The 11,824-nt window shown below is 69.2% G+C and carries 14 protein-coding genes; 3 read left to right on the top strand and 11 right to left on the bottom strand.

Going from position 1 to position 11,824, the window contains the following annotated elements:
• Positions 1-77 precede the first annotated feature (77 nt).
• From CSIV_RS18080 to menC, 10 genes are all read right to left on the bottom strand, one after another.
• Positions 78-305, bottom strand: coding sequence for a hypothetical protein (locus CSIV_RS18080; protein WP_077051420.1), 228 nt, complete (start codon positions 303-305; stop codon positions 78-80).
• 667 nt (positions 306-972) lie between these two features.
• Positions 973-1,419 carry a hypothetical protein gene (locus CSIV_RS10565; protein WP_077051309.1) on the bottom strand — a complete coding sequence of 149 codons (447 nt, stop codon included), beginning with the start codon at positions 1,417-1,419 and terminating at the stop codon, positions 973-975.
• Complete coding sequence (locus tag CSIV_RS10560) at positions 1,412-1,999, bottom strand: hypothetical protein (RefSeq protein ID WP_077051308.1); 588 nt, start codon at positions 1,997-1,999, stop codon at positions 1,412-1,414. Before CSIV_RS10560 ends, CSIV_RS10565 begins: the two co-directional genes overlap by 8 nt.
• A gap of 83 nt (positions 2,000-2,082) precedes the next feature.
• Entirely contained in the window at positions 2,083-2,883 is an 801-nt protein-coding gene (locus CSIV_RS10555; RefSeq protein ID WP_139340674.1) for a hypothetical protein, read from the bottom strand.
• Positions 2,884-2,888: 5 nt separating this feature from the next.
• Complete coding sequence (locus tag CSIV_RS18075) at positions 2,889-3,308, bottom strand: hypothetical protein (protein WP_139340673.1); 420 nt, start codon at positions 3,306-3,308, stop codon at positions 2,889-2,891.
• A 540-nt stretch (positions 3,309-3,848) separates the two neighbouring features.
• Positions 3,849-4,898, bottom strand: a complete 1,050-nt coding sequence (locus CSIV_RS10545) for a tetratricopeptide repeat protein (protein WP_077051305.1) — start codon at positions 4,896-4,898, stop codon at positions 3,849-3,851.
• A 1-nt stretch (position 4,899) separates the two neighbouring features.
• Positions 4,900-6,003 carry an ATP-binding protein gene (locus CSIV_RS10540; protein WP_077051304.1) on the bottom strand — a complete coding sequence of 368 codons (1,104 nt, stop codon included), beginning with the start codon at positions 6,001-6,003 and terminating at the stop codon, positions 4,900-4,902.
• Positions 6,004-6,007: 4 nt separating this feature from the next.
• The gene (locus CSIV_RS10535; RefSeq protein ID WP_077051303.1) at positions 6,008-7,396 is read right to left on the bottom strand and encodes a glycine--tRNA ligase; all 1,389 of its coding nucleotides are present in this window, start codon (positions 7,394-7,396) and stop codon (positions 6,008-6,010) included.
• Between the two features lie 57 nt (positions 7,397-7,453).
• Positions 7,454-8,155 (bottom strand): hypothetical protein, encoded by a 702-nt coding sequence (locus CSIV_RS10530; RefSeq protein WP_077051302.1) that lies wholly within the window; start codon positions 8,153-8,155, stop codon positions 7,454-7,456.
• Positions 8,152-9,285, bottom strand: a complete 1,134-nt coding sequence (gene menC / locus CSIV_RS10525) for an o-succinylbenzoate synthase (RefSeq protein WP_077051301.1) — start codon at positions 9,283-9,285, stop codon at positions 8,152-8,154. Before menC ends, CSIV_RS10530 begins: the two co-directional genes overlap by 4 nt.
• Before the next feature lie 153 nt (positions 9,286-9,438).
• Between menC and CSIV_RS10520 the strand changes: the two genes are divergently transcribed.
• Both CSIV_RS10520 and CSIV_RS10515 read left to right on the top strand, forming a co-directional pair.
• Entirely contained in the window at positions 9,439-10,248 is an 810-nt protein-coding gene (locus tag CSIV_RS10520; protein ID WP_077051300.1) for an SDR family oxidoreductase, read from the top strand.
• 4 nt (positions 10,249-10,252) lie between these two features.
• On the top strand, positions 10,253-10,462 hold the full coding sequence (locus CSIV_RS10515; protein ID WP_077051299.1) for a multidrug transporter: 210 nt from the start codon (positions 10,253-10,255) through the stop codon (positions 10,460-10,462).
• A 1-nt stretch (position 10,463) separates the two neighbouring features.
• Here CSIV_RS10515 and CSIV_RS10510 read toward each other — a convergent pair whose 3' ends face one another.
• On the bottom strand, positions 10,464-11,156 hold the full coding sequence (locus CSIV_RS10510; RefSeq protein ID WP_077051298.1) for a GNAT family N-acetyltransferase: 693 nt from the start codon (positions 11,154-11,156) through the stop codon (positions 10,464-10,466).
• A gap of 254 nt (positions 11,157-11,410) precedes the next feature.
• Between CSIV_RS10510 and CSIV_RS10505 the strand changes: the two genes are divergently transcribed.
• Positions 11,411-11,815 (top strand): MFS transporter permease, encoded by a 405-nt coding sequence (locus tag CSIV_RS10505; RefSeq protein ID WP_077051297.1) that lies wholly within the window; start codon positions 11,411-11,413, stop codon positions 11,813-11,815.
• The last annotated feature ends 9 nt before the right edge of the window (positions 11,816-11,824 follow it).

The raw sequence follows: 11,824 nt of genomic DNA, 5'->3' as shown, positions 1-11,824 counted from the left end.
CCGCTGACGAGACCGCGGCAGCCTGCAATGGGGGTGTCAGGCGGATGCAGTCTCGCGGGGGTAGTGCCCGGAACGGCTTACCACCCCTTGGCATCCAGGTACTTGTCGGGGATTCGGAGCCGGAGCTCCTGGTCCAGTTGCGCCAGGACACGTTCGAATTCGCGGAACGGAGCCCACTGACCGTGTTGCGGTTCGACCCCAACGGCTCCGTCCCCGTAGACGATGCCGAACCCGAAGGACCCGCGGTCGTAGTTGAAGATGATGAGGAAGAAGCTGTAGGCCTCGAACCGGACTGAGAACTCCACGTGATTGCGATCGTTGATAACGTTGCTGATCCCCAGCGCGGTCACCCGGTCGCCGAAGTAGTGCCTCAGCGACGAAGCGACCTCCTTAGCCAGGTCGAGCGCTGGAGTGTTGGATTGCGGCTCTCGCATCGGCATTCCTTCCTGTCGTGGCCCCCATGGCGCGCAACGCGACTCATTCCATACCAGGCCCACGAGGATCGACCAGGGGCTCGGATCGAGCCTCCATTTCGAGCTGGTCCGCGGGGACCCATAGGTGCCAGCCGTCATTTCTATGCCCCTCCCACGCCGGATCGGACGCCGCGACAAGCGCCGAGTCCGTGTGGATGAGGACATCGCCGTCTCGGACGCTCCCGACCCACCACCACTCACCGCCGTAGAGGACGTACCACTGCCAGGATCGGACGTCTCGAACCAGTTCGCGGTCGACCATGACCGTCGATGCGCCCGAGAGCCCGGAATGGGGGAGGGTGGCGGTACCGCGAGGGAGGTGCTCTCGGTCTAGCGAGACCCAGCCAACCGGCGCGTCGAATAGGCCCGCCTCGCCCATGGAGAGCAGAGGAATCTCATGGCCCCAGATACGCCCGAACAGACCCCGCGGATGCAACCCCTCACCGGTCACGGTCTTCAGCTCCGCCCCGCCCAGCGGACGCGCTCTCCCTCGTCGACTTCACTCGGCGAAGAAGCGGCCCGGGCTCGCGATGTCGACCGGAGGTGCAAAGCGAGCCGCCTCGAGTATGAGTGCCAGGTCGTCGTCCGAGACCATGGGGGCGATTTCCCCGCTCGGGGATACCTCCCTCACGACTTGCACGCTGAATCCCCCGACGAGATGCACCCCGGTGGCCGGGGTGAGCGTGGACCCTGGAAGGAGCGCAACCTCGGCCTCCGCGGGGTGACGGGAGAGCGGCCCGATCTCGCGTCCCGAAACCGAGACGATCGCGTGAAGGGAGGGAGCGCGGAAGTTCTCGGACGCCACCCGCGCATCCTTCGACGTGGGAAGAGGCGCCTGCAGGGTGAACGGCGTCGTCAGCTCGAAGCCCGCCCCCCTCCACACCACACCGCGGAAGATCGGCAATTTCGCGAGGGCGTCCTCCAGACGCCCAGGACCATCAGTCACGGTTCAACTCCTCATACACTTCCCGCAGGCGCGGGGTCCCCAGCGACTCCGCATCACTGATGAGAGCCGCGCCCTCCGCAGAACGCGCACAGGTCCACGGCCCGGGTTCGTCGGGACGCTGAGCGACCCAGTGCAGCGCACGGCCGTCCCCTATATCAACGATCGGGCCCCGCCTCAGGCCCACATGTCGAAGTTCGTCCACCCACCGTTGACCCCAGCGGCTCCAGCCGAGACCAGCGATGATCGCGACGCTGAAACCGGGACGCAAGGCCGCCTCCCAGACATCGTCTCCGGAGATCGACACCGTCACCTCACCCAGCCCGAATCTCGCTACCACCTCATTCGACACGCTCACCGCCGCGGAGCCCTGATAGATGACGAGGCTGTTCAGCGCATTCGGCGGGAGTTCGGCGAGCTCCCGCGAGATTCGGGTCGACCACGACTGCCGCGCCCCGTCGTCGTCGAGCTCGCCCAGGAACTTCGCAATACTCACGCCGCCCCCGTAACTTGCGAGGAGTTCGGAGCTCATCGAGTCGTATAGGGCGATTGCGACGTCGTCGACATATTGCGAAGAGTTCATTGTGCTCCTGGAGTAGGGATCTCACGCAGACGCCCGAGACCATCGGTCATGGTTCAACTCCTCACACACTTCGCGCAGCGGTCTCACCCGCGCGGGAGCTCCCGCTGGATCGCTTGGATGTCGCTCACCTCGTCGCTCGGGACGAGGTGCCAGAACACGCCGGGCTCGAGGATTGTCGCACCGACCTCTGCGGCCGTGGCCGCATCGGTCGAGAGCAGGACAGCCGTGTCTTCGTTGTTCGACTGCAGCAGCACGCACTCGACATCGCCCCATCGGGCGGTGAACCCCAGTTCGAACATGCGTGTGCAAGACGAGGCGTCGACCACGCGGCTGTAGACGTATGGTCGCGTCTGCACGCATCCTTCGATGGGCACATCACTCAGAGTCACCAGCTCCACCTGAGCGTCATCGACCCACGAGACGTGCCACTCCCGACCACCCCATTCCGCTCGAGGGCCGACGAGCATAGTGGGCGGAGCAAAGACGGTGCTGCCGCGCCAACCGATGGCGGGTCCGCCGTAGGAGGCCACGAGGTCCTGGTGTCCGTCGGCGAAGATCCGCCAGATCTCCGCGTCGCGCGGCACCACCGTTGCCGCAATGTCCCAGACGGGCACGAGGCCCGTGCGGAGGTAACCCGTGGCGTAGCCGGCGACCGATGTGGGGTCTCCGACCCGCGGGATGGACACGCGAGTCAGGGGCGTCGGCGCAAATCGGAGGACATCGACGAACGGCGTTGCCGGGTCCGATATGCCGTATGCCGCAAGCACTTGGCCGGGCGTGCGCCATTGAACCGCGTCGCCGATACGAACCGCAGGACCGACGAGAAGAGAGTCCCCGTGCTCCAGATAGGCTTTCTCAGCCGCTGGCCAGATGAGCTTCTGCATCGGCGTCACTGAGTGGTCCCGGCCTCTCCCGCCGCAGTGACAACCGGTTGCCATCGCGACTCCACCTCGACGTCATCGATGTTCACCCAGCGATGCCAGCCGTCTCTCACGTTCCCCTCCCACGAGGGATCAGACGATGCTGCGGAAGGCCCGGCCTGGATGAGGAGTTGCCCCTCGCGAACGTTTCCCACCCAGCACCACTCGCCGTCGAACAGGGCGTACCAGTCCCAGAGGCGCACATCACGCACCGATGAGCGCCGGATCCTGACGTTTGGCGCCCCCGGCACATCGTCGGCAGGTAGCGGCGCCCATCCGGGGGGCAGACATACGCGGGGAATGGTCACCCAGTCCACCGGGGTACCTCCTGTTCCCGCGCTTCCCGACCCGATGATCGGCACCTCGACATCGTCGACGAAAGCGAACATCCCACGCTGATGCAATTCGCGCACCATCACGGGAGGTCCGGCTTCCATCCACCTACCGAGACCCATCCTCCGGTGAGGTCATCGAGGATTGCGAGCATCCGGTATGTCCCTCCTGGTGTCACTTCCCACATCTCCGCCCCCGTCTGCATCCGCGTGCCGCGGGAGGCATAGAACGCGGGGATGAGATCTCCATCGCGAATCGGTATCCCAGACGCTGTATACCCCTTACCCGTGAACGGGTCCAGGTCGGTGAAACCCGTGGGGTGACCGGCGACAAATTCATCGAAGGGTACTTCGAGAGTGCCCGCTTCCCGCCGATATCGAATCATCTGGATCGGGCCGTCGAGAAGCGAATGGAACGGAGACGATTGGTAGTCAAGGCGGAGACCGCTGAAAACAGCCTGCGAATCCCGAAGATGAGCGACATCCTGCAATCGAGCAACAAAACCGCCCACGGAGTCCGTGATCGCCGCCCTGGCCGCGGTCTCGGGTGGGATCGCCCACGACCTGGCGCCCGACGGACGCGGCTGACGCCGCGCCTCAGCGAGGCGTCGGCATCCGCAATCCGTTGAGCTTCACCTCGTGGACGGTCCAGACCACCAGGGAGACCAGGGGCGCGAGTCCCAGAGGAGCGAGAAGGCCCGTCACCGCTGTCACGATGTAGCCGAGGAAGATGACGACGACGGTGGCGGCAGAGACGACTTCGATCCTCCGTCGCCGTGCGAACAGCCATACCGCGCGAGCCGTCGCACGATCACGGAGCGGCCCTAGCACGACCGCAGTCAGAACGCCGATGGCGAACGCTCCGATCGCGGCGGCCACGCGTGGACCGATCTGCCCGAGATACGGCTCGCTCAGACTCCCCAGCCCGAACCCGGCGGTGAGGACCGCGACGACGGCGACACAGCCGAGCAGTCGGCGTAGGAGCATCGCGACTGACAGCTGCGCCAGATAGGGCGGCAACCGTGCGAGCGGATTCTCGCGGAGGACCCGCAACGCGGTCGCCGCGGCCTCGGCTCGCCGCCCGGCCACCATCTGAGCGGTGGCGAGCAACTGCGTCGCGACCGCATCGGTCGGGTCGATCCGGACCGCGTCCTGCGCGACGAGCAGCGCCTCACCGTACCGCCCAGGGTCACGCACCGCGATCGACCCTGCGGTGATCAGCGCCTGCAGGCGTTCCTCCGGAGACACCGCGGTCATCAGCCCGGCGTCGGCTTGTTCTCTCGCCTCCGCCAGCGCACCGCGCTCGCGGAGCACGCGGGCGAGCACGAGGCGGTGCTCCGACCGCGACGGTTCCAGGTTCACGGCCTCGACGGCCCAGGTCACCGCTTCATCGAGATCACGCGTCGCGATGATCTGTGCGAGTGCCGAGGCGGCTTCCGCCCGCAGTTCGGGGTGGGCAAGCGCCAGTCGCGCGTCGCGCTCGGCCGCCGCGAGATCTCCGAGCTCCACACGCACGTAGGACATGACGAGAAGGGCCGGCCCGTAGTCCGGATGCTGCGACAGCACGAGCTCGAGGATGAGCCGCGCTTTGTGCGGTTCCCCGAGAACGAGGTACCGCCGCGCTTCCGCGAGGGGATGGGATGCCATGTCAGATGCGGTGACGTTTGAGGTAGGTGCGCAGCTGGCCGAAGGTTCCGTCATCGACGCCGTACTCGAGCACCGGCTTGATCTGCTCGAACCACTCGCGGGTGGACGGGATGATGCGCGCGGCGGCGCGCTCCAGATCGGCCGTCCCGATCATCCGCGGCACGCCGCTGGCCACCGACTCCGTGAACGCGGTCTCGACGGCCTGATCGACGATGTACGCGATGTCGGCCCCGGAGAACTCGGTGGTGCGCCGCGCGAGATCGCCCGCGTCGACGGATGCCGCGGGCTTGTCGCGCAGAGCGATCTCGATGATCGCGCGCCTCGCGGGCTCGTCGGGCGGGAGCACGAGGACGGTGCGGTCGACGCGACCCGGGCGGCGCAGGGCGGGATCGATGTCCCACGGGCGGTTCGTCGCCGCGAGGATGTAGACGCCGTCGTTGTCGGCATCCACCCCGTCGAACTCCTCGAGGAGCTGACTGGTGAACATGCGCAACGACTGGGCCGAGGAACTGCCGGACGAACGTCGCCCGCCGATGGCGTCGAACTCGTCGATGAACACCACGCAGGGGCGGGCGGCACGTGCGGCCTCGAACAACGAGTGGATGGCCTGCTCGGTCTCGCCGAAGTGCGGCCGCACGATGTCGGCGAGCGTGGCGTGGACGAAGTTGGCATCCAACTCGCCGGCGATCGCGCGCGCGATGAAGGTCTTGCCGCATCCGGGTGGGCCGTACATCAACAGGCTGCCTCGCGGAGCCTTGCCGAACATGCGCGCCATCTCGGGATTGCGCATCGGCAGGAGGAACGAGCCGTTGATGTGGGGGGCAGGCGGCGCGGGCCGCTCCGGCGCGGAGGGTTCCGCGGACACCGGGGGCGCGGCATCCGGAACCTGACCCGCCCGCAGACGCGCCGCCGCCAGCCGCGCCCTCAGCACGAGCACGGTGGCCGCGTTCGCTCCGATCGATGAGAGCTGTTCGATCTCGGCCGCAGCCTCGTCGAGGCGGTCCTGCAGAAGCAGCTCGACGAGGTCGACGCGCAGACCGACGTTGCCCGGGTCGGCCTCGACGGCCGCCCGGATGATCTCGACGAAGTCCTCGGAGCCCGTCACGATCTCAGGCGCCGCGCAGGCGCTCGGAGAGGTAGGCGTGCAGGCCGTCGAGCGGGATGCGCTCCTGGCCCATCGTGTCGCGGTCGCGGACGGTCACGGCGTTGTCGTCGAGCGAGTCGAAGTCGATCGTGACGCAGTACGGCGTGCCGATCTCGTCCTGACGGCGGTAGCGGCGGCCGATCGCCCCGGCGTCGTCGAAGTCGACGTTCCAGCCGGCCGCGCGCAGAGTGTCGGCGACCTCGCGCGCCAGCGGCGACAGACGCTCGTTGCGCGACAGGGGGAGGACGGCGGCCTTCACCGGCGCGAGGCGCGGGTCGAGCTTCAGCACCGTGCGGGTGTCGGTGCCGCCCTTCGCGTTGGGCACCTCTTCCTCGCGGTACGCGTCGACGAGGAAGGCCATCATCGCGCGCGTGAGACCGAACGACGGCTCGATGACGTACGGGGTGTACTTCTCACCCGAGGCCTGGTCGAAGTACGTGAGGCTCGAGCCCGAGGCATCCGAGTGGCTCTTCAGGTCGTAATCGGTGCGGTTCGCGACGCCCATGAGCTCGCCCCACTCCTTGCCCGGGAAGCCGAAGCGGTACTCGACGTCGATCGTGCCGGCGGAGTAGTGCGCGCGGTCGTCCTCGGGGACGTCGAACCGCTTCATGTTCTCGGGGTCGATCCCCAGGTCGACGAACCAGTTCCAGCACGCCTCGACCCAGTGCTCGAACCACTCCTGCGCCTCGGCCGGGGGCGTGAAGTACTCGATCTCCATCTGCTCGAACTCGCGCGTGCGGAAGATGAAGTTGCCGGGGGTGATCTCGTTGCGGAACGCCTTGCCCACCTGGCCGACGCCGAACGGAGGCTTGCGACGGGATGCCGTGAGCACGTTGGAGAAGTTCACGAAGATGCCCTGCGCGGTCTCGGGACGCAGGAAGTACAGGCCCGACTCGTCGTCGACGACGCCGAGGTACGTCTTCACGAGACCCGAGAACGCCTTCGGCTCGGTGTACTGACCCTTCGTACCGCAGTTGGGGCACGGGATGTCGGCGAGGCCGTTCTCGGCCTTGCGGCCCTTGCGGGCTTCGAAGTCCTCGATGAGGTTGTCGGAGCGGAAGCGCTTGTGGCAGTGCAGGCACTCGACCAGCGGGTCGGTGAAGGTCGCGACGTGGCCCGACGCCTCCCAGACGCGCTTGGGCAGGATGATGCTCGAGTCGAGGCCCACCATGTCGCCGCGGCCGCGCACGAACGTCTGCCACCACTGGCGACGGATGTTCTCCTTCAGCTCGGTGCCGAGGGGGCCGTAGTCCCACGCCGAACGCGAACCGCCGTAGATCTCACCGGCCTGGAACACGAACCCGCGGTGGCGAGCGAGCGAGATGACCTTGTCGAGGCGGGACTGTTCGGCCACGGTGGCTCCAATGGTCGGGAAAGCTGTGGGTGCGAGCGCGAGTGCGCGGCATCCAGTTTATCGAAGCGATCCCGCCACGCCGGGCCCGCCGTCTCGGGCGTCGTCGCGCTCGCGGATCCAGTTCTGCAGATAGGGCATCGCGACGTTCGTAGCGTGGGCGGCCAGGGTGGCGCGGGCGGCGTCCGAGAGGGAGCCGAGCGCCGGCGCTGCGGGGTCGACGACGTGCGCGATCGGATACGGGAAGCGGTTGCGGAACATGTCCATCCACAGCAGCACGAGATCGCCCTCGTGCGCGAGCATCGCGTGGCTGAACGAGCCGCGCTCGTGCCGCTCGATCTCCCACCCCTGCCGCGCGGGCCGCGCGGCGTAGTCGGGATCCCCGCCCCAGGACCACCCACCCCGGCCACGGACGGGCACGCCGTAGCCGAAGCCGTCGAGCGCCGACGCGAGCGCCTCGGGCGTCCACGGGGCCGGGAAGAAGGTCGACAGGCTGACCCGCAGCGCCAGCGGCGACAGGTGCGTCGGAGCCTCGCCCGAGGTCCGCGGGAGCTCCGCTTCGAGCGCGGCGGCCAGCGCGATCGTCGCGGCCGACGGCTCGCCCCGGTCGAGCAGCAGCAGGAACGTCTGGAGGGCACGAAGGTAGGTGCGGTGCTCCGCGGCATCCGCGAAGGGCGGGATCGGGATGCCCCCGACGGGCGCCCGCCCCCAGGGCACGTCGTCGCGGTCGGTCTCCGAGAGTCCCGACCGCGCGCTGCTCATCGGGTGATCCGCTCGCGGTGCACGGTGAACTCCTCGAGTGCCGCCTCGTCGATCTCGACGCCGAGCCCCGGCCCCGTCGGGACGCGCACGTGCCCGTCCTCGATCACCGCGGGCTCGGTGACGATGTCACGGTCGTAGAAGCGGGCGGATGCCGAGATGTCACCGGGCAGCAAGAACCCGGGGAGAGCCGCGAGCGCCGCGTTGGCGGCCCGCCCGATGCCCGTCTCGAGCATGCCGCCGCACCACACGGGGACCCCGGCGGCGCGGCACCGGTCGTGGATCGCGAGGGCTTCGAGGTAGCCGCCGACGCGGCCGGCCTTGATGTTGATGATCGCCGCGGCACCGAGTTGCAGTGCGTCGGCCGCGGCCTTGTCCGACACGATCGACTCGTCCAGGCACACCGGTGTGGTGAGACGCTTCGCCAGGGTCGCGTGGTCGACGAGGTCGTCCTCCTGCAGCGGCTGCTCGATGAGGAGCAGGTCGAAGGCGTCGAGGCCCTGGAGCGTGTCGGCATCCGCGAGGGTGTACGCGGAGTTGGCATCCACCTGAAGAGGAATGCCGCCGAACGCCGCCCGCACGGCGGCGGTGTCGTCGATGTCGCGTCCGGGCTTGATCTTGATCTTGATGCGGACGTAGCCCTCGTCGAGGTACCCGCCGACGGTGTGGACGAGCGCGGCGGGATCGCGCTGGATGCCGACTGAGACGCCCGAGGGCACGCGGTCCTTCTCGGCGCCGAGGTACGCGCCGAAGCTCCGGCCCTCGGCGCGGAGCGCGGCGTCGACGACGGCGAGCTCGAGCCCCGCCTTGGCCATGCGATGCCCGACGACCGGGGCCAGGATGCCGGCGACCTCCTCCGGCGCGACCGTGCGGCGCTCGAGCAGGGCCGGCGCGAGGAAGCGGGTGAGGACGTCCCACGCGCCCTGCGTGTACTCGCTGGAGTACGACGGCTCCGCCTGCGTGACCACCTCGCCCCACCCGCGCCCGTCGGGGGTTTCGGCGGTGACGACGATGACCTCGCGCACCGTCTCGGTGCCGAAGGACGTCGTGAACGGCGACACCAGCGGGATCTGCAGGACGCGAAGCTCCACGGCATCCAGGGTCACGGGGGCGGCGGGGGTGCGGGGCGGCATGAGGGCAGGGTATCGGGCGACCGCAGCCGTCCTCGACGGGACCCGGATGCCACGGCACCGCCGGTTCTGCCGGGGTCCTGCCCGCCGTAACCCCTCGCACGCGGCGTGGCAAGGCCGGTGTCGGGGCCGAACCCGCCGCGTAGCGTCGCGGGCATGAGCGACTTCACTCCCCGCCACGCGATCGTCACCGGTTCGGACTCGGGCATCGGCGCGGCCACCGCGCTCGCGCTCGCCGAGGCCGGCCTCGACGTCGCCATCACCTACCACTCCGACAAGGACGGCGCCGAGGAGACGGCCGAGGGCGTGCGCGCCCGCGGCGGCCGTGCCGTCGTCGCGCAGTTCGACGCCACCGACTTCGGCTCGGTCCCCGGGGCGGTGAACGCCATGGCCGACGAACTCGGCGGCCTCGACGTCTTCGTCAACAACGCCGGCGGCGGCATCGGCGGAGCCTTCCTCGACCTCGACCTCGACACCTGGCGCACCGACATCGCCCTGAACCTCGACGGCGCCTTCCTCGCCCTGCACACCGCCGCGAAGCGCATGGTCGCGGCCGGGAACGGCGGGCGCCTCATCGCCGTGTCCAGCGTGCACGAGCACCAGCCCCGCGTCGGCTCGGCGCCGTACGTCGCGGCGAAGCACGGCCTCGGCGGCCTCATCAAGACCATGGCGCTCGAACTCGGGCAGTACGGCATCACCGCGAACGCCGTCGCGCCGGGCGAGATCGCCACCCCCATCAACGACATGGATGCCGAGGATGCCGACCGCATCCACCGTCCCGGCATCCCCCTCGGTCGCCCGGGCAAGCCGGACGAGGTCGCCGACGTGATCCGGTTCCTCGCGTCGCCGTCGGGCTCGTACGTGACGGGCGCGAGCTGGGTCGTGGATGGCGGCATGCTGCAGATGGGCCCGCAGGCGGGATCGCACATGGAGTCGGACGCGTGGCGTTCGGCCGGAAAGGAGTGAGGCGATGAGCGACGAGAAGAGCTTCGAAGAGAACCGTCACGACCAGCTGACGAGCGCTCCGAAGGCGACGGAGGCCGACGCGGCCCCGCGCATCGACGTCACGAAGCACGACGGCGTCACCCGCATCGACGTGCGCGACGACGCGGCCGTACGTCCGGGTCCCGGGCAGGGCGACCCCGCCGCGGAGAAGGACGTGCCCGTCTCGGGCGACTGACTCAGACGAGCAGGTACCCGCGGGCGTCGACGCCGCCGATGCGGAGACCGGATGCCAGGTGCCCCCGGAGCTCGTCGCGGACGCGGTACCGCCACTCGGCGGCTGCGGCCGGGTCGCTGCGGCGGAGCGCCTCGATGTCATCCGGGATCTCGACGACCGCCCGCACCGCATCACCGGCGGGCGTCGGGGCGGGCGGCTCGGCCACGGCCCACGACACCATCAGCCGGTCGGACTCATCGCCGCGATTGACGTCGTCGGGCATCTCGCCGTACTGGTTCACCAGGTACTCAGTGGCGCTCGCGCCGAGGACGGCGAGGTTGAAGTGCGCGTTGCGGCGGATCAGCGGGTCGAACGTCCAGGTGATGCGGCCGATCCCGCGCTCGAGCGCCCACTCGCGCTGGTGCACCTTGAGCTGACGCCCGAGACCGCGCCCCTGATACCCGGGCAGGATGCCGGTGATGTGGGAGTGCATCGTGCGCTCCGCAGGAGGTCCGAAGAACGCCGCGGACGCCCCGATCATCCGGTCACCGTCGTATAGGCCGACGACGTAGTTGCCGGAGTGCTCGAGCGCCCGCAGGATGTTCGCCGGCATCGTCGCGCGATCACCGACCCAGACGTCGTCGAACACCTGCGCCGCGACGACGATGGCCTCGAGGGTGTCGAGCGGGCGGATGTCGATGCCGGACGTGCTCATGGTCCGAGTCTGGCATCCACGGCCCGCGCGCGCCTCGCCCCGTTTGCCCACGGAACACGCAGCACCCCCTCGTCCCACTTCTGGCGGATCATGTCCCCCTTCTTGCTGCTCCCGCACGCCGAAACCCGCATGAAGTGGGATGAGGATGCCGCGCCGAGCCACGCGGGATCCCGCCGCGGCGTGACGAAGCGCCCGCGCACACCGTCCTATCCGTGAAGCCCCGGATCGCCCGGGCCCGGACGAGAGGACGACACATGAGAGCCGGACGCATCACGACCGCCCGCCGACCGCGCGGAGTCCTCGTGACGGCGGGGATCGGGACCGTTCTCGTCGTCGTGATCGCGGCGGGACTGTTCCTGCCGCTCGTCGGGTTCCTCGCCGGGGCCACGGCATCCACGGTCGGGCTCGTCCCCTTCCCGGCGGCGAGCGTGACCCTCGTGGCACTGGCCGGGGTCGTCGTCTGCGCGGGACTCCTCCTCGCTGCCCTGACCCGCCGCCGCACGGCGACCGCGATCGTGTGGACCGTCCTGGCCGTGATGGTCGCGCTGGCGGTGACGGCGTTCCCGCTGGTCGCCGTGGCCACCGGGTCGGCGGAACGCGCGTCCGACCTGGCGCCCATCGTCGGCGACCTGTGGGGCCGCCTCACCGGGCAGGGCTGAGCGGGCGGC

The sequence above is a fragment of the Microbacterium sp. CSI-V genome (genome assembly GCF_001984105.1).
GTDB lineage: Bacteria > Actinomycetota > Actinomycetes > Actinomycetales > Microbacteriaceae > Microbacterium.
The sequence above is the reverse complement of the archived record's forward strand: the minus strand, read 5'-3'. Positions and strand labels throughout refer to the sequence as shown.